Annotated in this window: 16 protein-coding genes and 1 pseudogene; 5 read left to right on the top strand and 12 right to left on the bottom strand. The window is 55.3% G+C overall.

The features are described from left to right. Nucleotides 1-61 precede the first annotated feature (61 nt). From JAO77_RS23010 to JAO77_RS23000, 3 genes are all read left to right on the top strand, one after another. Nucleotides 62-2,128 (top strand): DNA/RNA helicase domain-containing protein, encoded by a 2,067-nt coding sequence (locus JAO77_RS23010; protein ID WP_198992894.1) that lies wholly within the window; start codon nt 62-64, stop codon nt 2,126-2,128. A gap of 259 nt (nt 2,129-2,387) precedes the next feature. Beyond that, nucleotides 2,388-3,869 (top strand): DEAD/DEAH box helicase, encoded by a 1,482-nt coding sequence (locus JAO77_RS23005; RefSeq protein ID WP_213019467.1) that lies wholly within the window; start codon nt 2,388-2,390, stop codon nt 3,867-3,869. Nucleotides 3,870-4,410: 541 nt separating this feature from the next. Continuing rightward, nucleotides 4,411-4,608, top strand: a complete 198-nt coding sequence (locus JAO77_RS23000; RefSeq protein WP_198992892.1) for a MazG-like family protein — start codon at nt 4,411-4,413, stop codon at nt 4,606-4,608. Nucleotides 4,609-4,743: 135 nt separating this feature from the next. On the opposite strand, the gene JAO77_RS22995 is transcribed toward JAO77_RS23000, so the two are convergent. Genes JAO77_RS22995 through JAO77_RS22970 form a run of 6 tightly spaced genes read right to left on the bottom strand, consistent with a single transcriptional unit; the run spans nt 4,744 to nt 12,170 of the window. After that, a complete protein-coding gene (locus tag JAO77_RS22995; protein ID WP_198992891.1) occupies nt 4,744-4,962 on the bottom strand; it encodes a hypothetical protein in 219 nt (72 codons plus the stop codon). Between the two features lie 48 nt (nt 4,963-5,010). Next, the gene (locus JAO77_RS22990; RefSeq protein ID WP_198992890.1) at nt 5,011-5,862 is read right to left on the bottom strand and encodes a phosphate/phosphite/phosphonate ABC transporter substrate-binding protein; all 852 of its coding nucleotides are present in this window, start codon (nt 5,860-5,862) and stop codon (nt 5,011-5,013) included. A gap of 3 nt (nt 5,863-5,865) precedes the next feature. Next, nucleotides 5,866-7,071: a ferritin-like domain-containing protein gene (locus tag JAO77_RS22985; protein ID WP_198992889.1), complete on the bottom strand. Its 1,206-nt coding sequence runs from the start codon at nt 7,069-7,071 to the stop codon at nt 5,866-5,868. Then, the gene (locus tag JAO77_RS22980; RefSeq protein ID WP_198992888.1) at nt 7,068-8,738 is read right to left on the bottom strand and encodes a GMC family oxidoreductase; all 1,671 of its coding nucleotides are present in this window, start codon (nt 8,736-8,738) and stop codon (nt 7,068-7,070) included. Before JAO77_RS22980 ends, JAO77_RS22985 begins: the two co-directional genes overlap by 4 nt. Nucleotides 8,739-8,746: 8 nt before the next feature. After that, on the bottom strand, nt 8,747-9,187 hold the full coding sequence (locus tag JAO77_RS22975; protein ID WP_198992887.1) for a hypothetical protein: 441 nt from the start codon (nt 9,185-9,187) through the stop codon (nt 8,747-8,749). Nucleotides 9,188-9,200: 13 nt separating this feature from the next. After that, entirely contained in the window at nt 9,201-12,170 is a 2,970-nt protein-coding gene (locus JAO77_RS22970; RefSeq protein WP_198992886.1) for a phospholipase D-like domain-containing protein, read from the bottom strand. A gap of 724 nt (nt 12,171-12,894) precedes the next feature. Between JAO77_RS22970 and JAO77_RS22965 the strand changes: the two genes are divergently transcribed. Both JAO77_RS22965 and JAO77_RS24640 read left to right on the top strand, forming a co-directional pair. Then, nucleotides 12,895-13,095 (top strand): DDE-type integrase/transposase/recombinase, encoded by a 201-nt coding sequence (locus JAO77_RS22965; protein ID WP_198992885.1) that lies wholly within the window; start codon nt 12,895-12,897, stop codon nt 13,093-13,095. A 15-nt stretch (nt 13,096-13,110) separates the two neighbouring features. Beyond that, nucleotides 13,111-13,284 (top strand): annotated as a pseudogene (locus tag JAO77_RS24640) (hypothetical protein); the annotation flags it as partial. 143 nt (nt 13,285-13,427) lie between these two features. Here the strand turns inward: JAO77_RS24640 and JAO77_RS22955 are convergent. From JAO77_RS22955 to JAO77_RS22930, 6 genes are all read right to left on the bottom strand, one after another. After that, complete coding sequence (locus tag JAO77_RS22955) at nt 13,428-13,643, bottom strand: hypothetical protein (RefSeq protein ID WP_198992884.1); 216 nt, start codon at nt 13,641-13,643, stop codon at nt 13,428-13,430. An 18-nt stretch (nt 13,644-13,661) separates the two neighbouring features. Further along, on the bottom strand, nt 13,662-14,969 hold the full coding sequence (locus JAO77_RS22950; RefSeq protein WP_198992883.1) for an ATPase: 1,308 nt from the start codon (nt 14,967-14,969) through the stop codon (nt 13,662-13,664). A 10-nt stretch (nt 14,970-14,979) separates the two neighbouring features. Continuing rightward, complete coding sequence (locus JAO77_RS22945; protein ID WP_198992882.1) at nt 14,980-15,273, bottom strand: hypothetical protein; 294 nt, start codon at nt 15,271-15,273, stop codon at nt 14,980-14,982. 28 nt (nt 15,274-15,301) lie between these two features. Next, on the bottom strand, nt 15,302-17,539 hold the full coding sequence (locus JAO77_RS22940) for a TraM recognition domain-containing protein (protein WP_198992881.1): 2,238 nt from the start codon (nt 17,537-17,539) through the stop codon (nt 15,302-15,304). 168 nt (nt 17,540-17,707) lie between these two features. After that, the gene (locus JAO77_RS22935) at nt 17,708-18,727 is read right to left on the bottom strand and encodes a DUF5712 family protein (RefSeq protein WP_198992880.1); all 1,020 of its coding nucleotides are present in this window, start codon (nt 18,725-18,727) and stop codon (nt 17,708-17,710) included. Between the two features lie 6 nt (nt 18,728-18,733). Beyond that, a complete protein-coding gene (locus JAO77_RS22930) occupies nt 18,734-19,261 on the bottom strand; it encodes a BfmA/BtgA family mobilization protein (RefSeq protein WP_198992879.1) in 528 nt (175 codons plus the stop codon). Nucleotides 19,262-20,096 lie beyond the last annotated feature (835 nt).

The raw sequence follows: 20,096 nt of genomic DNA, 5'->3' as shown, positions 1-20,096 counted from the left end.
TTTGATCCCCGCTGGCGTGCTATTTACAATCGATATTTTCTGTGACCGAGTAGCCGCCGACATGAACGGGCTGATTGACGAGCTCATGTTTACCACGGGCCGCGACACCCCCGCCGAGCGGCAGGCCTGGCAGAAGTCACTACCTCGCATGTCCGTGGTGCTGGCCCAGGCCCAGCATCTTCACCAGGCAGTAGGCGCTGCCCATCTATACCTGGGCAATGTCACGCTGGAATACAAGCTGCCGGCCGCCTCCGCCTGGTGCGACGTAGTGCTGCTGGGCCGCAATGCCCAGGGCCAGGCGCAGGTCGTCATCGTCGAGCTCAAGGACTGGGACACCAAGGAGGACGAGCCGGGCGCGAGCGAGGCGCTGATCCGTCACCACGGCCAGGACCGTCTCCATCCCTCCGATCAGGTACGCGGCTACACCCTCTACTGCCAGCGCTTCCATTCGGCCGTGCACGATTATCAGGCCCGGGTCGACGGCTGCGTGTACTTCACGACCACGACCAGCGTGGCCGCCTATACCCAGCCGCCCCACATCACGCTGACCAGCTCCTATCCGGTGTTCAGCGCCGGCAAGGACGTGGGCACGCTCGCCGGCCACCTGGCCGGGCTGCTGCACGAGGCCGACGAGCAGTTTGCGCAGGACTTTGAGCGGGGCACCTACAAGCAGGACCGCAACATGCTGCGGCAGGTCGCCAGCAGCCTGCGCAACACGACGGCGCGCCCTTTTGAGCTGCTGGACAAGCAGCGCCTAGGCTACGAGCTGGCTCTGCAAACCATTGAGCAGGCCAGCCAGCAGCCCGGTCAGAAGCACGTGGTGCTGGTGCTGGGCCCGCCCGGCTCGGGCAAGTCGGCGCTGGCCACCAACCTCTGGGTAGAAGCCGCCCTGCGCCACAACGAGCGGGGCAACGTGGCCTTCGTGACCACCTCCAGCTCGCAGAAGACCAACATGAAGCGCGTCTTCGACACGGCCAGTAAGATTACCGGTGCCGAGTACCACGTGCTGCCCGCCAACCAGTTTAACCCGGGTCTCTACGGCAAGCTGGTCAAGCAGCTGCAGGGCGAAGGCTACACGATGAAGCCCTTCTCGTGGCGGGACAACCTGCGGGTGCTGGAGGGGCAGATCGGGCACTTCAAGACGCCCGACAACATGAACTTTCTCTCAGTTGTGGACGAGGCTCACGCGCTGATTAATCCTGAGGGGCATGACATCGGCTTTTCCGCCGGTTGGTGTCTGCAAGCCGGCCCCCAGGCCTGGCACATCATGCGCTGCTCCCAGGTGGCCGTATTCCTGCTCGACGCCCGGCAGAGCTACCGGGACAACGAGACCACCACGCCGGATGATCTGCGGCGCTTTGCCGAAGACTTCGGGGCCCAGGTGCACACCGTGGACCTGAGCGGGGCACAGTACCGCTGCGGCGGCTCCACCGAATACGTGGCCTGGATGGAAGGATTGTTCGGCATCCACGACGAGCCGACCACCCTGGACTGGCGCCGGACGCCGGCTAAACCGGACGCGCCCTTCGGCCTGCAGCTGGTGGACTCCCCGGCGGCGCTGGATCAGATCCTCGGGCAGCACCATGCCGAAGGGCAGCTGGTGCGCCTGCTCTCCAGCTACTCGGTGGAATGGAAAACCAAGAAAGTCAGTGACGTGCATGGCGTAGCGCCGCAGAACCAGGACTTCTACCTCCCCTACCCCGATGCCACGGGGAAGCTCCAGTCCTGGTCGCGGCCCTGGAACTACGCCCCAGCAGAAGACTATACTCTGTACGTACAGGCCCCCGAAGGCTCGCAGATGCACCTGAATCCGCTGGCCGAAGTTGGCTGTCCCTACGTGGTGCGGGGCTTTGACTTCGACTACATCGGGCTGCTGTGGCTGGACGACCTCGTGTGGCGGGAGGGGCGCTGGACCGTCGATCCGGCGCACGTGCACGAGACCGCGTTTGCCAGCACCAAGTCCAAAAAGGCGCTTAAGCAGGCGGATGGCCTGGACCAGCTGCTGCTGGCCGTGCTCAAGGGCTACCGCATCCTGCTGACCCGCGCCACCCGGGGCGTTTACCTCTACGTGCACGACGCGCCAACCCGCGCTCACCTGCAGCTGCTGCTTGCCGATGCAGACCTCTGAGCTACTCACTTACCTGGAGCGGGAAAAGGAACTGGTGGAGGCTGACATTCGTCGCATCGACGCCCTGGATCTACTCGAGCGGGTGCAACGGGGTCTGGCCGTCGTGAACCTGCAGCTGGTGCGCCAGGAAGGCATGGAAGTGCTGCTAGCCTGCGAGGAAAATCTGACCCGATGGAAGCCCGGTGACTGGGTCGAGATCAGCCTCAACGGACACTGGAGCACGGCCACGATCGCCGAGAATGGCTTTAGCGAAATCCTGGTGCTGCTGCACACGTACTTCGAGGTGCGGCCGAACACGGTCATTACCCTGCAGTCCAATAAGAGCCAGCTGCTGGACCCCATCATCCAGGCAGTGCGCCGGCTCGAGCCGGGCGCGCCTGGCGCAGCCTTTCTGGACCTGCTTTGGGGGGAGCGGCAGATTAATCCTCAGCAGTTCGGCGGGCTGGTGCTGAGCGAAGAGCAGTTGCTAGCCATCGCCGGCCAGCTTAACGAGTCGCAGCGCCAGGTGGTGCGCCGGGGCGTGCGGCGGCCCTCCCTGCTGGCTGTGCAGGGACCGCCAGGCACGGGCAAGACCCACGTGCTGGCGCTGACGGCCCAGCAGTTGGCCCGCAAAAAGCAGCGCATCGTGGTGCTGGCCCACACCCACCAGGCCGTCAACAACTGCCTGAATGCCATCCGGGCGCTGGACCCGCAGCTGAGTGTGTTCAAGATCGGGGAAGCCCTCAAGGCCGACGGACTCGCTGAATCCATCCCGTCGCTGCCCTACGCGGAATTTCAGCGGCTTTACAAGCAGAAGAAGCGCCCGGAGTTCTGTGTTATTGGCATGTCGTACTACGCGGCCCTGATTCACCTGGGATTACGCACCACCGGCTTCGCGCCCACGGTAGTGCTGGTGGACGAGGCCGGGCAGATTCCTCTGACCTATGGGCTGGCGGTGGGCACACTGGGAGCCGGCTCGGTTATGCTCTTCGGTGACGATGCCCAGCTGCCACCCATCTATCACCCTGATCTGGATAGAGATCCGCTCTCGCGCTCCTTGTTTGAGCAGGTCCGACAAATGCAGCCCGACGCCGTGGTCGCGCTGGACACGACTTACCGGCTTAATGAATCGCTCAGTAACATCATCGGTACGCTTTACTACCGCGACGCGACGAACTCCTCTTTTCTCAAATCTGCACCAGCCAACTTCGGCCACCGCCTGCACCTGAGCTTACCAACGCACACCGCGGCGGCCATTACGCGGGTATTGCAGCCAGCTTCCACGCTGGTTTGGATCAATAACATGACACCCGTACTTTGTGAGCAGGAAAACTACCTGGAGGCGCAGGCCATTGCCGAGCTCGTGGCTACCAGCCTAGCGGCCGGGTTGCCGGCGCGGGAAGTGGCCGTGGTGACGCCCTTCCGTCGGCAGGTGCTGGCCATTCGCCAGGCCCTGCGCGAGCGCCTGGAACTCGTGCCCAAAGAGTTGATTGTGGATACCGTCGAAAGGGTGCAAGGCGCCAGCGTGGAGCTGATCCTGGTTTCCCTGGCTGCCAACAGCCCCGAATACCTGCGCCAGGTTCGCCGCTTCCTGCTGTTGCCCAACCGGTTGAACGTGGCCCTGAGCCGCGCCCGCGCCAAGGCCGTCTTTTTCGTCAGCGACGAGTTGCTCGAGATGCCCCCCGCCGATGCCCTGCGTAGTCAACTGGCCTACTTGCGGGAAATGAGCGATGACTACCTGCTGCTTTCAGAATTAATCTGATCACTTAATTCTGACTGATGTGACTTTACGTCGGCAGCTCCTCAACTTTATCACGGCTACAGCCACAAGTTTACTGGGGGCTTGCTCAATCAGACGCACTTTGATTATACGATCTCTATAGCTGCAGTTCGAGTAGCTGATTTCCGGTGCTCTGACCTTTATCGTTGGTCGAGACGAGGGCGTAGAGGGCGACGGTTGTCATGCCCGGAAGGTACTCCAATAAGGGTCAGCAAAATAAGGCTCAAAAAGGTGCCTCTACGGGCTGGAAACGCCTTGTCAAAAAGCATCCAATAAGGGCCCGTGGCTGTTGCAGAACTCGGCGTGACGCCTTCCTACGAGGATTCGAGGAGTTGAACCAGGCTAGAAAGGCTAACAAACGGAGCGTTTACGCGTGCTCGTTAGCTAGTTTATACGGTTGTCGCGCCAGCCAGCGGGTTCTGCAATAGCCACGCCCGGATGTATGGCGCGGACTTGCCTCGCAACAGAGAGATTTGAATGAGGGACATCTGGTAGGTGGTGGGAAGAGATGGAGAAGCAATAGATGTGGGAGACGTTCGAGCAGGCGAAACCCGACAAGATCTGGGAGGAGCTGGCGGACATGCTGCTCTACGCCTTCCAATTGGCCGATAAATACAGCTGGGATATAGCCGAGCTGATACGAGAGAAGCTAGCCCGAAATGCAGAGAAGTACCTAGCTGATAAAGCAAAGGGAACAGCGGCCAAGTATAATAAGATATAGCCGAACCACATCAATTAGCTTCTCAAAAAAGCTTAGTCAGCAGTCCAACAAAAGCTGACGCCTTTTTCCGCTTAGAACAACCAGTTGCCTTAACCACGCCTTATTTGCGCCAAACAGCCTTTTCCATCCATTGCTCTATTGTAATGCTTGTTCAAAGTCGCCAAGTGGGAACAACTCATCCTTTGGAATCGAGTGATTCTTTATGGCAAGCATTTCTATCGCATTCAGCGGCACTGTGCCGGCTAGCTGAAAATCGTAGTAAACACTCATTTCGCCTGCCACATCACTCCAAGAGCAGAGGATATGGTAGTGGGAATTATGATACGCCTGTAAGTTTTGTAGCGCGTTCGGCATAATAACTGATGGAATGATCTACAACTGTGAACGGATATTCTTCATAGTTTAAAGGACATCCTTTTGCGCCAAGCTTAACGCAACGAGCGCTTCTCGAATTGACGAATAACGCTGGTCTTCAGCTTGTGCAAGCCGGGTGACATTCCCCCAGAACAATTGAATATTTTTCAATATATCCGGGACGGCGCTCACTTCTGCTAATGCTTCGGTCATCACTGAAGAATTAGGTATCAGCTTAGAATTAATTACGACAGGGTCACTGTAGATTCGAACAGCCGCAATCTGGGTTAATTGCTCGTGCGCATCGGCATAGCCAGGAACTTGCGCAAGCAAGTCGATCACTCCGTCGTGCCCCGCTCCAATATCGGCATCGTTCAGATACACCGCCCGGCAGGCGTTATCATGCCCCCCAAAGAAGGTTACTTGGCGAAACCCAGTAAAGGGATGCACTCCTTGGCTAAGTAGTTCAGCAGCCGGAATCAAGAAATTTGAAGTGCTAAAGGCATCCCCATAGGCAATCCGGTGCCGCTTGGTTATTTGCTCAATGGTTTTTACCCCAGACCGACGATTAGCGTAGAGTTGTCCCAAATAGGTATCCGCCTCCACCCCGTTTATTTCTCGCCAAGCCACGGCGGCCGGTGTTAAGGCGGGATTTTTCATTTTGGCAAAAACATAGGATACTGGCTTCATCAAGCCGATCGAACAGGTTCCTTCGATCATGGCCTGAGTCTGTTCGCTTACGCTCATTACTGGCAAGACCTTGATCTGGGTGGCCTCCCCCACTTTCTTGCTGTAGGAGGTACTAACCGCAGCCGCAAAGCCTTCAACAGCTCGTTTCATGTCACTAGGAGTCTGGTATTGTGTGATGTCAGGGTAGTAGCTCAGAGTGAAGGTGCGCATAACTTAAAGCGTGTCGTGGAGATGAGTAAAGTTGCGGGCAGCAGATTGAAGTTGATCAAGGGCAGTGGACGACTCAGCCAAACTTGAAAGGCGATCTTTGAGTGTAGCGGATCGCTCTTTAATTAACCGAATGGCTAGCCCAAAATCGGCCGGCAATGGAACGTGGCGACCGAGGGTAAAGGCCGGGCCGGCGCTTCGCCCAGGGAAAAGCCGCCCAGCTGGCAGGAGCATGAGAGCATCACCCAGTGGCTTCACTACCATCGGCATCATGCCAATCGCATAGCGAGCTAAATCTCGTCGCCTTGGCTCATCTATGGTAAAGGTGAACTGAAGCACCCGCATCATCAGCACATACAAGTCATCAAAGAGGTCTGCTACTTCTGCAGTAAAATCATTGGTAATAAATGCTTGATTTGCATGATAGTACCCTGGCCGCGGGGCAAGCGCTGGGTTAGTTACTGCTGGGCGGACAGGCTGAAACTGCGGCTCGGCTGACTTCGTGAGCTGTTCGTACTCTTCCAGTATGGATTTAAAAATACCATAATGGCTATCTACATGGTCTATTGCGCCACCCTCACCCTGCTCAACAATTCGACTAATTGCCTCGTGTGCATCGGCCAGTTTGGTAACTGGAACAATTTCGGGAAAATCGATTAGCGCGGGAGTGGCCTGAAGGGCAGGCTTTCCAATAAACAGATCAGGTCCGTCTAACGCCGTAAATCCAGCGTGAATCAAGTCGTACAGCTCCCCAACGGTGCGATAATCCAGACTGTCTTCATTGACGAAGCCTAGCTGCCCTTTCCGCTCCATGCCACGGGGCATTTCGTAGGCGATAAAACGCTTTATTGACTGACGACTAAACGGCTCCAACGCGATACCTAATCCCAACGGGTAGTATTTGCTAACCACTGGGAAGTTTGGCCTCATGTAATAAGGCGTTCCACCAATGGCTACCTGCAGATTCCATACCTGAGCCAGATGGAACATTTCCTGCGAAGCCACCAAGTATAACTGAGCCGCCCACCGCCGGACTACATGCAGCTGCTCCCAAGTTAACCCACCCTCTTCCAGCTGCTGCTTGAGCGAGAATGCGGCGTAGAGATAGGAGCAAGCCAGACCGTGTTCCAACTCACAGGCTTCGTTGAGCAGGGTCAGCAGATCCGACCGGCTGCTAATTTCAATTTTGTACTGAAAGCCAGGAGTTGTCATGGGACTAGTAGCTGGAGTAAGCGGTCAGCGGTACGAAGGGCCAGCGCGACGGCCGTGAGGGTTGGATTGGCGGTGCCAGCAGTTGGAAATAGGCAGGGGCCGGCCACATAAAGATTTGGGTGCTCGTGAGCCGCGCCAAAACTATCCGCAAAGGAGTTGGAAGAAGCAGTGCCCATCCGAGTGGTGCCAATAATATGTCCGGCACCCGAGGGCTCCAATTTGTCAAGCGGCCTTTGGGTCCACCCTGTCTGCTTGTATAACCATTCGGCCACCCGTCCAGCGTGCAGAAAGGCCCGTTTGTTATAGTCCGGAAAGCTGAAGGTGATTTTTGGGCGGGGCAAGCCGAATGCATCCACCTTTGCCGATAATTCAACTCGATTGGTTGCTTCCGGCAGCATTTCTGTGGAGAAGCTTATCCGGTGCATACGCGTGAGGCGATCGCGCACCGCGGCGCGAAGCCCGGGGCCGAACTTATCCTCGAGCAATAATTTCCAGGTTTCTTTTGCTGGAGAGCCTTCGCGCCCCCACCCATCATTGCCAATTGATATACGAAAAGCGGCCGATTCACTGCGGAATTTTCCGTCCCGAAAGACGTCAATACCCGAAGTGGTTATCGGCCCCCGAAACGGATAGATTGGCTCACTAGCTTCGGCCAGGGCGTAGCCCTGCAGGTGATCCATCAGATGGAGTCCAACGCCGCCTTTGCTTATTCCAGACATTAACAGCAAGCGGGGCGTCTCGATGGCATTGGCCGCAATGATTACCGTCTTATTGCTTATGTCTAAGCTTTCTTCTCGGGACTCAGCGGTAGCACCGTAGCGTAATACCGATAAATGGGTGATAACACCAGTCTTGGGGTCAACTTCAAGTTTTTTTACGAGGGCGGACGAAATCAAATGAGCACCCGTTGCAGTAGCTTTCTTGATGTGTACCGACGCGTCGTATTTAGCTTGGATTGGGCAAATTGGGGTACAGGTGGAATTCCCCGCGCAGGCGGGCCTACCATCATAAATAGTGGAGTTACGGGCCTGGGGAGTCCGCAGCACCTGCACCACCCTTGCGGAGCCATCCGATTCGTCTTGATAGGAACGGCCAGAAATCGAATCAAAGAATTTGTCGCCATATGCCGGCCAGATAGCATGCATGGGATAAGGTTTTGATCGAAATGCACCTAAATAGTCGTTCCAGGCGTCATGGTCCCCCGCCACTCCAATCTCTTTCTCCGCTATCGTGTAGTAAGGCTCCAGCACCTCGTAGCTTATTGGCCAGTCAACTCCCTTATGGTAGCGCGAGTAAAGCTCGAAATCACTTGGAACAAAACGGGGCATATTGCCAAGAAAATGCCAGGTACTCCCCCCCACTGTGCGCTGGAATGTGCTCTGCAACTGCTCGGACCGCACCGATGACTGGTCGTAGTAACCCTTCGAGCTATCGGGGCCCAAGATGTCCGGTGGCACTATTCCATCAAAGTACGGCGCGGATAGATTCCGATTTGCACTAGCAACATAGGCACCGGCCATTTGGATGCGATTCGCCCGCTGATCGGGCCCCGCCTCCAGCATCAGCACTCTGACTCCGCGTTGACTGAGTTTATGGGAGATCAAGGCCCCACACACACCCGTGCCAACGACGACCACATCAAATGCTAGCTCATTCAGGGGTTCCATTAGCGGTATCAGTTTTCAGGTTGGTAGTGCCAGTGACCATAGTATCCGCCGCTGAGCGCGGGTGGGTGAGCGCTGATGGCCTGCCACATAAGCCCCGCATAAAAGTCGGGTGGAGTAGCAGCCGTTAGCAAGCTCTCGGGCCGCAACTCATCATGTGCCAACTTGGTCCATTGCAACAGATCGCCCGTGTACCAGAGATAGGTCAAGCCCCGCGCCAGCAACTTGCGATCAGTGGACGCCTGCAGCAACTCTAGTAATTCTTCTTCCCCTAAGGGTGCGCCCCACCGCTGATCTGACAGCAACCCATCAAGGACTGCTTGGTATTGACCATCTCCTCCCCGAATACGTTCGAAAAGGTTGAGAGCATGCATGTCAACCGGGATAGAAAACCCCGTTAGCAGCATAGATAAACGCACAAAAGCTTGCAGGTTTTGGGACGGCGAAGGCATGGGATCGTAAGGACTAGTCGTTCAGGCTGGCCAGTAAATCAGTGACTAAAACCTTGCGGTAGCCCGCGGGCACCATCGCGTTACCAAGATCAGGACGGAAAGCCCCCAACGGTTCAGATAGCCGCTGAAATGCTAGGTATTCCCAGTCGTAATTAAATATCTCTTCGAAGTAGGTTGCGACCTCCGGATCCCGCACGAGCAGACTTGCATCCCGGTTGAATAGAGTGCCTCTGTTGGTTAAGTTGTGGCTGCCCATTAATACTTCTTTTGCGTCAATAATAAGAGCTTTGGAATGACACCTCTGCATCAAGCGAATGCAGCTCGTGTCAAAACCGGTCTGCTTGATTCGCTCCAGAACTTCTTGCTGCGACACCTTGGACTTTTCGTCAAACTCTCCCCCGTCTCGCGTAATGATTCGGATCTCAACCCCCTGCTGTTGCTTATTGAGAAGAGTATCAAAAATAAGTTTGAACTCGGGGGTATTGTCAGCCAGAAAAGAGAAGGATTGATTCTGCAATAGAATTTTACGATTGGCTCTCTTCAGCATTTCTACGAACGCTAAAGCGAATAGTCGGCGTCCTCGTGAATCCCGATCAGGGGTAAGCAGCGGCTCAATATCCAACTCCCGGTCTAACACCAATGGTTTAAAGTAACGGGCCTTTGTTGGGCGCGGCGGCCCGGGGGGAGGCCCTTCTGGTTTAATGGGTACCAACACATACTTCTCCTCCGCTACTATGCTCTCTTCTACACTCTCAGCAGCAGCTACCCGCGTGGCTTCCTGAAAGTCAAACTCGATAAACTGCTGAAAAATAGTAGCTAAATCCTTGTTCTCAAGTACGACGTGCCACTCGCGATTATGGCCTCCAAAATATTTTGGTGCCTTCGCTTCATCAATGGGGGGAAGTTCTTGTGGCTGGTTGGAATCTTTCCAGTTTCCACTCGACAACCACACTTCCTCTCCGTCACGGGCGGCTACCTTTATATGGTAGGCTCCAGTAAAAAGCTTATTCGATCCCGTAACCGGTGCCCATACATGCTGGATTCGTTCCCCAAGCCGATTTTTTAATGCCGCAATGGTACCCTGCGTGCCACTTTTCATTGTGAGCCGCTGCGTAACCATTCGCAATGTTCTTCCTACTGGCATCATGGCATCACAAACGGCTTTAGCAATGTGATTAAATTGCTCCGCCGCGGCGTTACGAGGGCCTTCGTCCCATTCGTACATGGTAGCCGTCAAATGCTCGCGTACTCGACCCAGAAACGCTTCAAGAACTGGAAATCCAGACTCGGGGCTAACGTGAAATATAGCCCGCATTTTCTCTTTGATGCGAACTAGTTTGAGGTTCGTCGGCTCGCGATAACCAGCCGGCTTTGGTGCAGCCTCCTCTTCTTTACTTACCAAGCCAAGGTGCGCCAATTGGCGTAGGGCAGCAGCTGTTCTAACGTCCACTCCTATTCCCAGGATTTGCGCGGGAATAGGTAGTATGCCTTGATCGGAAAGTTCGGCACTGGTGAGCTTCTGATTAAGCTCAATCACAACGACGCGCTCATCAGTAATCCAGCCATTTTTGAATCGAAAGCCCGGATGAATGGCAATCACTTCAGGGATTCCAGCCAGCAAGCGGCGCGCCTCCTGACAAGCCTGGTCGATGTTCCCATTACCTGCTCCGGGCTTCATTGTCACATTAGTCGCGTTACTGCCACCACTCGTGTCCAGCGCTAGGGCTTGCGGGGATGGCAACTGAAACGATCCTAGTCTGATGGAGACCTCCAGGGGAATCTGCAACTTAAACGTCACTTCATTGCCCCCCCCTGCAGCTGTAAGAATAGTGGTTGGCTGTTCTCCCCGGTACTGACCTGGCGCCCCTGTATTTGCTGCTGGGCTTGGCCGTCGACCGATTTGCTGCTTAGCTTCTTCCAGCAGGCGCCGGATTGTAATTGCTGGTACCGCGTAATTGGCTTGTTGGTATAAGCCCGCGAAGTGCAAGCCGACCGCTTCGCCAGTTGCCAAGTCAATGAGGACAGAGCCAGAATTGCCTCCCAGAGTGGAGCAGTCGTGCTGTAGTTCATCAGCTTGCACGTGGGTTATTTGACCAGGCGCTAACCGCTTCTTTTCGTAAACTTCCCCGAAAATTTGTTGCACTAGGCCTTGGTCGGGAATATCCGGGTCGCGGGCCGGATAGCCGACAGCGGCTACGAAAGTGTCAACCAAAACTTGCTCCCTAGCTAGAGGAATTGGCCGGGGGAGATTTCCTGAACTGGGGCGCGCCAGACGTAGAAAGGCCACATCAGGCTGATCGGGTGCCGCAATCCAAACGACTTCCTGAATAGCATACTCGGCGCTGTTAGAACGCTGACTTTCCTCTAGAAAATCAACTCGGCATCCGATGGGGTTATCGTTCCGTCCAAGTTGAAAAACAAATGTCTCATTGCGCTGACTTGAAAACTTGCGAGCTACGTGCTGATTAGTCACAATCAAATCGTCCTCGACTAACCAACCAGTACCAACCCAAGGATAACCCTCAGGGTGACCCATTAGCTCAATTCGGCCTACGGCAGGAATTGCGGCATCTAGCAATGACTTGGCCTCCGTGACGCGCTTACGCCATAGCTCACTTGAAGGACCAATGAACTGCGGAACAACACCATTATCTTGTATTAAGAGCACCGGCCGTGAGCTGGCTTCAGCGGCGATAACGCTTTCGGTGCGTAATAGGGCCTTGGAGACCTCTTCCATTGGAAGCAGTGACTTTGTCTCTGGGTCGATCGCCACCTTCTTTAAATAGGGTAGACTATCGAGCTTTTTCGTTAAGTCTGAACCAACTAAAAGTGATATTGAGCGCATCCCTGTTGGCCGCAAATCAGGGGTAGTGCCATGAAGTATGGCTTCGTCCCTTTTCTTGATAACTTCTTCGTGAAGTGCTGGGTCCCGCTGACTTAAGCTATCAACGCTCGCTTTTAGGTTAGCTAGTACGGGATCCATGGCACTTTACGGAAACAAAGAATCGGAAACTATCTGGGATAAATGTATGCGATAAATAGCATTACTCATATAATTAATTTTCACTTATTGTGCCATTGAGGTGGTCTAGCTGAAGCGGACAGAGTTCGGACGTACTTTTCCTGACCGCTGGCCAGTACACTGTCCGTGAGTAAATCCGACAAGCGCCGCAAATACGACGACGCGTCTAAAGCCGAGACCTTGCGTCTGGCCCGCGAGAGCCGCTCAACCCGCGCGGCGGCCTGCTAGTTGGGCATAGCGAGAAGCTGCTCTACCGCTGGCAGCAGGCGCAGGCCATGACCGAAGCCGGCAGTGTGGGGCAGGACCCAGCTTACCACGCCCTGCGAGCCGAAAAGCAGCGCTTGGAGCGCGAGCTGGCGAATTTAAAAATGGCCTTGGTCAGCGCCCACTTGTGATGCTGGCTCGGCCGCGAGACCCGGTGAGTACCTACCGCTTTATCGAGTTTCGGCATTAGTACTACGCTGCGCGCGAGTTGTGCCAGGCGCTGGGGCCACGCCCAGCACCTACTACGCATAGCGGCAGCGCCGCTAGCGGCCGGCCTCGGCTTGGGAGCGGGCCGTGTGCCGGGCCTTTGCCCGCCACGCCCGGTGCTACGGCACCCGTCGGCTGCGAGCTTAGCTGCAAGCCGCTGATCATCAAGGCAGTCGCTACCACATCCGGCGCGTAATGGGACCTACGCGAGACCATGCCCAATAACTTGGTCAGCAAGGCGCTGCGTCGGGCCTTGGCGGTGTGCCAGTTGGCCGCGAGGCTCCTGGTTCACTCCTACCAGGGCAGCCAGTACTCGGCCACGTGCTTCCGCGACTTGCTAGCCGACCACGAGGCGGAGCATAGCATGAGTCGGCGCGGCAACTGCTATGGCAACGCGCAGACGGAGTCGTTCTAGAGTCGACTCAAAAAGGAGCTAATCAATGGGAGCAGCTTCGCCGGGCTGGAAGAGGCCCGGCTCGAAGTGGCCTACTACAACGCCGAGCGCCGACACTCCAGCCCTGACTATCAATCACCTAATCACTTCGAAACCTACTTTCAATCCATGTCCCAACTCAGTCCAGTCTACTTAGACCACCTCAAGTAGTCGATGCGTAGCTACTCAAAATATTGACCAGCAATACAAAATACTCCAATAAGGGCCCCAATAATGGTGCACACTTATTTACCTTCAAGCTGAGGTGCTGGCCGTTGCTGCTGGCATCTGCTAAGTAGTGCTCAATGCTCAGGCTAGTTCTGAGCACGAGCTGACTGCGGGGGAGTCCAATCAAACCAAGTGCGCGACGTTTGGCAGTGAATACACTGCATCTTGAGTTCAGTGCCAACGGGTAACACGTCTATTATCTCCTCGTGAGCATGTAGGGTATCCTCGCCGCAAGTGCTGCAATGCAGCAGCTCATTGCTGGCCAGCATTTCCTCAAAAAATTCTAGCTCGTCGTCTTGCATGTCTTGAGAATAAACAGATTAGCGCTCAACTCCGCTGCTCTCGCGGCTGGGGTCACTCTGGCCAGTGCCGCGCTCCTGAGCCGGAGGCTTCTCCAGAACGCTGACGGCGCTTTTGAGTTCGCCTAGTTCCTTGCTATTGCTTAGGGATGGTACTTTATCAGCGGCCGAAATAGCCTTCACGACATTCTCCTGGTTGATGCCGCCGAGATGGACCACCTTCTCCACAAAGCGGGCGGTATCCTGCAACCTGGCGGCGGCCAGTCCTTCGCCATTCGCACGTAAGCCCTGCGCTACCGGCCCAACGGCTTGTAAAAACTGCTCTTTGGCTTGCAGCTTTTGTTGCTGGGTAGCGGTTGGGTCGGAGATAAGCGTGCTGGTGGCAAGCGTTGGGGTACGTGCTTGGTCCTGCGCACGAGCGGCAACTGGTACGGTGGCACTCCGCTGCACGTCGGGCGTAGGACCATGGCGCTCGTGCATCGGCTGCTCTAAGGCAATAGCTGCCGCCCGAAGCTGTAGCAGCTCAGGACTGCGGGCTAGGCTCGGCACCTTGTCGGCGGCGGCAATGGCTTTTTCGGTATTTTCTTTATTCAAGCCGGCCACGTAGGGTACTCTTTCTACAAAGCGGTCAACCTCTTGCAGCCGAAACGCCGCTTGCTTATCGGCGGCCTGGCCCGTGGCCTGCAAACCAGCTACCACATGGGCCGCTGCATCCTTAAACTGCTGCTGAGGCGGTGGCCCTTCCCGCTCTACCTGGCGGATATGGTCTTTAATAGCTGCTACCCACTGCGGCAGACTCGGTGCTTGCTGCACAATCTTACCCTGCTCAATGGTCAGTAGCGGCTCCCGGTTGCGTCGGCGGTCCGAGCTGCTGTTATCCAGTATCGTTACCTTATCGGGAATATGGTAATTTTGCTTAATCGTTTCTAAACCTCCTACATACCGCTCTTCCACCTGCTTATCCGGTATATCGTGGCCTCCTTTGGCCACGCGGGAGGCTACCCGTTCCTTGCATAGCTCGGCGGATTGCAAGCTCACGAACGTTACTTCTACCCGGTAACCGGCTTCCTGATACCTGGCTATTGGGTTGAGGTTGCTGCTCTTATGGAAGTTGTTCTTAGTTGAGAAAGTGGCCTTTTGCTTCAGTAGCTCCTCAATGCGCCGGCCGGCCTCAATGCCGGCGCGACGCGGGGTAAATGCGGGATTCTGCTGCTGGATTGCATCGGCATTCACCTGCGGAATCTCCCGGTTACTGGCCTGATAGATAGTGGTTTTTCCGGCTCCGTTGGGGCCGGCGAACATATATACTACTGGTTTTTCCGGCTGCATTTCCATCTGCCTACTGCCCGGCCAGTACGACTGGCGTAAGTCGATGAGGAGTAGCTTCTACTTCTATAGGCGCAGCTGCTTCAACCGCTTTGCCATTCAGGGAAAGTAGCCGCATCGTTTTACGGTCAGCGCTGGGCTGAAAGACTTCCCCGGTAGCCGGGTACTCGCGTACCATTCGCCCCTGCTCATCCAGATAGGCGATAAAGGAGTGGTTGCGGCGGGCTTCCCCGCTTACTTCATCTACAAACCTTTCCTGAAAATCAGGGTCTTGCAACATTCCGCTAAGATTAGTAAGTGAGTTCATCGTACAGAAAATAAGGGTAAAAGCAGAGCTACTGGCTGGCCCCGGCTAACGTGTTCGGGAACTGCTGGATAGTCTCCAGTACCTGCTGCCGCACTTGTAGAAAGTTCTCCTGCACGGTCTTGGTCAGGGCGGCGGCGGGGTCGGCTCCCTCTGCGGCAAAAGTCATCATCGGGTGCAGGGGAAACCGCTCGTTCGTGGAATCCGTCCGGTCGATGATGCCCTGAAAAAAGGTGCTGTTGGTTTCGACCGTCTGGCCGATAAACTCCCCCTGCTGCAAGCTGATAGTATCCTGCACCCGTACCAGGCTACGCTCCTGGTAGCTCGTGGTCTGGTTGGTCGTGTTGCTGCGATTGCCCGCGCTGCCCTGGCTGCTACCCGTGCTCGTTATTTCTTTCTCCTCCCGGCCCACCAGCTCCGAAATGAACTTGGCGGTTTCCAACGAATTCACCTTACCGAAAAACTGGTTACCCAGGCTGGCAATCATCACGTTCATTTTCTCCTTGCCGTAGGCATCCGTCATCTGAGATAGGTCCTGGGTCATGTAGACCGTGGCAATCCGGTTGCTGCGGCCGGTGTTCGGCAAATCCTCCAAGCCGGGCACGTAGATGGTCGCGGCCTCATCCAGGAAAACATAGCTCCGGTGCTTGTCCTGCTGATTCATCAGTTTAATGGCCACCGTGATAATGCAGCTGATAACCGGGGAGAAGGTAGTTTTCAGCGTCGGGTCGTTGCCCAGACAAAGCAGCTTCGGGGCCTTGCGGTCATTCAGCGCCAGGGAGAAGCCTTCACGCAGGTTCTCATCGGGGTTAAATTCATCCGGGGTCAATACCCACACAATCTCCGGGCTGTTAATCTTGGTTAGGATTACTTGCAACGTACCCACCACGGCGGCTATCTGCTTTTCCGCCTTCTGCTTCACGGCGGTAATCAGGGAACGGGCCATATCACCGCACTCCAAATCCGTATTCAGCATACTAAGAACGTGCTTGAAGTCGTCGTACATGGCCGTGGCTACGACGTGCGGAATGGTGCAGTACTGGGGATAATTCTTCCGATAAAACCAGATGATGCTCGTCAGGTAGGCTACCGCGCTGGTATCGAAGAATTCCATCTTCTTGATACTGGTCGGGTTCAGGTTATTGATGATAGCCCGGCTGTACTCCTCGGCAAAAGCTACGACGGGCATATCTGCGGCGCGGAGCGGGTTCACGCGCTCGCTGCGGGTAAGGTCGCGGAAGTTGATGATGTGCAGTTGCACCGGCTTTTCATCCGGCTCCTCTTCCTTCGCGCTGCTCAGCCTGGCGGCGGCTTTGCCAAGGGCACTGCCGGTATACTTGTCGGCCTTCTCTTTCTCCGCCTTTTTTCGGCGCTCCGCCAGCACAACGGCTTTCTGTGCTACTTCGGCCAGCACCGGAAACTTGAAGTCATAGATGAGACCCGCGAAGTTTCGGTAAGCAAACTGCTCTACCATCGGCTCCCCTATCGAGTAGCTTTTGCCGGCTCCGGCCCCGCCTAGCACCAGGGTGCCCCGGTACGGATTAGCGATGGTTATCCAACCGCCGTCGGCCGTCGCAAAGTAGATGCTGTTAGGCGTTTCTACCTTTTTTCGCTCCGTAGTCAGCCCAAAATCCGGCCGCCTGTTGCTGGCCCAAAGCAGGCCGGCTAAGCCGCCGCTGGCCAGCACGGCCGCTGCGGTTAGCGGATACCCCAGCTTGATAAAGCCGACGGCATAGTGTTGGATATCCAGCAGGATAAAGCCAGCAATCAGCATGACACCCGCGCATACTCCCAGCACGATGCGCAGCGTCTTCCTGGCGATGGGCTGGCGCTTGGGCTTGCCTGGCACCTTGGCCGGTGTTTTCTGCACGAATACCAGGGCAATGGCTGTCAGTAGCAGGAGCGCCCGTAGGTAGACGCCTGCCGGGCCGTAGAATTTTGCGGCCCGCACTAGCAGCTTAGCCTTGATGCTTTGGCCAGCCTTGGCTACCGTTGCCGCACTGTCCACCTGCTGCGTGATAGCTACCTCGGTGGCATGGGTCGGGACGCTGGCGCGCTGAGGCTGGCCAAGCGCGGTGGCAGCCTGTAGCTGCTTCGCGGCAAGGATGCGCTGGCGCTGCTGCTCGGCAAAAGCGGCCCTGCGGGCTGCAAATTTCTCTTGCGGGCTGAGGGCTGCTATCTCCGGCTCGGCCAGTTGCACGGCTCTGGCCTCGGCTATCTCTTGCCTGTGCAATAGGGTGTAATACTCACCACCGATAACAGCGAGCATAACTACTACGAATGCTAGGCCGGCGTTCTGTAAGCTGCTCGCCGGCTTGGGGGCTTGATTGCTCATGGGGTGGGAAAGCGCTGATTAAAGGAAGGTTTTTATCAGGAGGTGACAGGCAGCTTGATTGCTTATTGCGGGATAAGACTGAGGCGAAAAAGCACGTCTGCCCTACATTTCAATATCCAATTCGTCTTTGTGGTGGCCTTTTTTCTCCGCTAGGCTCTCCGTCTGTTTGTCCTGGCCACTACCCGACCGCAGTACTTGCTGCAAGGCTCGTAAAGTGGCCGTGGCTCCCTGCTGCTGCTCGGGTTGCTCCCGGCCGGTGCTCAGCAGCTGGTAGGCGTTATCTATCGGTAGCCCCTCCCGCGCCCGGCCTTCTACCCTGCTCAGCATCCGGTAAAAGCTCTTATCATACTCGCGGTCCTCGGCTATCTTCTGCACCCGCTGCGGCGCTAGCTGCTGCTCCTTTGGCACCAGCATATTGATGCCTTCTACCCGCTCCCCTATCCGGGCGGCGCGGGCAGCATCACGGCTGGCGTCGCGTTGCTTCTGTTGCACTTTTTCGCGTTCCTGGGCAGTGTAGCCGAACTTGTTTTCAAACTGCTTGCCCGCTACTTTTTGCCACTCCACGAGGTTGAACCGGTCCCGGCGTCCGGTCGGGTTCAGCGTAATTTTCTGCTCAGTGTCGCGGGCACTGACGATGACGTGAATGTGGGTCTGCAAGCCCGGCCGCTTCTCCCCGGCTTTCGCCGTGCCGGCATCCACCTCCGGGTCATTGCCCCGGTAGCTTCTATCCTGGTGAATGGTGGCTCCCCAAACGAGGTCTTCACTAGCTAGCGTGCGCCCGTTTTTCAGCTTAAAATTCTCCGCGTAGTGCTCCATCACTTCGCGGGTGTACGCCTTCAGCTTAGCTTCGCTATTGCCAATGTGGGTCAATTCATCACTGCTCGGACTGATAACTAACGAGTAAAATTTGGCGTCATCAGCACGCAAACCCTTTACATTATTATCAATATTCTGCATCAATTCAGCTGCACTTATCCCGTCCTTTTCGGCTCCGAAAAAGGCGGCTTCTTTCCCGTCTTTGCCCGCTTCCTGCTTCAGATAGTTGAGCGTTTGCGCGCTGCTGCCGCTGTTATTATAAGCGGCTTTTCCGTGGGTAGCGGGGTTGATTACCTTGACGTACATGGCAGATTAGCTGCTAAGTCCTGGCGTAATTTCTCCTGCCTGCCCTGCTGCATTTACCTGACCGGGGCCGGCTCCCCGGGCGGTGGTAAGCGCCTCGTTTACCTGCCGCTTTATCATTTCCTCGTTCTGCTGCCGCAGCTTCTTTAGGCTCTCCCGCTGCACGGCTAATTGTGGCTCGGTGTAGCCGCTGAGCTGCTGGGTGAGCTGGTTTACCAGTATCTCGTTCATGCGTAGCAGCCGGTCCAAGGTTACTCGGGTGCGGAGCATTTCTTCCAGCATCGGAATAAGCAAGCTGCGCTCTTCTTCCTGCAAATAGCTAAAAACCCGGTCGCCCAGCTTCTTCACCTGCTGCATTATCAGCTGGCCTTCGCGGGCGTCGGTATCGAGTGGGTCAAGCCCGCGCTTGGCAAAGTAGCTGACGCTGGCCGCTGTGTATTCGCCCTGGTTAATGCCGAGTCTTTTCGCTTCTTCGCTCAGTAGCTTATGAACCGGCGCAGGCACGTTGACGCTTTTCGTTTCCGGGTTGGATGGCATAGGGATTAAGGCTACTTTGGAACTAGATTAGGTTACAACTATTCTAGAAATCAATAACTTAAGTTCATTAACCTACTAGTTTCAGCTCTGCTGAAACCTAAACAACACATTACCATAGCTTTAGCTATGGTAATGTGTTGTTCTTCTTGCTAATACACTATTACGGGTCGCTGCATATGCTCACGCCTGCCCCTACCCTCATTGTGGTCGGCTGGTCTAATTATATTATGAGGCTAAGCTAAGCTAAAAATCTCTAACTAAACTATAACTACTCTATAACTATCGCCACGAACTATTTATGCCCCTCCCCTCCCCCACTACCTCCCGCAAATTTGGCTACTGAGCTACTTCTGTTTAATCCCATTTCCTATCCAATTCGACCAGCCAATTGCCTCAGTATACCTGTCTCACTAGATTTTTAACCGATTATCATCTTCCTTCTGACGCTGTGGCACACACACTCTATTCTATTTCTACTTACCACTTTACCACTTTACTACCGCTAATTATTACCACTGTCCTTGCTCCACAATAGCTCACTTATTCACAATGCACTATTATTTAATCTACCACTTTACCACCTTACCACTTTTTATAATCAATAGCAATAATTAGAACTGTATTTTTATACCACCTTACCACTTAACTGGTACAAGTTCGCTAATATCTAGTATCACTATACCGCCTTTTGTAGGCCATTATTTCTTGGATGTATTTTACCACTTTACTACCTTACCATTTTACTACCTTACCACTTTACTACCTTACCACTTCACTACCTTACCACTTCACTACCTTACCACTTCACTACCTTACCACTTCACTACCTTACCAC

The organism is Hymenobacter sp. BT559 (genome assembly GCF_016427535.1).
Taxonomy (GTDB): domain Bacteria; phylum Bacteroidota; class Bacteroidia; order Cytophagales; family Hymenobacteraceae; genus Hymenobacter.
Note: the sequence above shows the minus strand (reverse complement) of the source record. Positions and strands in the feature narration are given on the sequence as shown.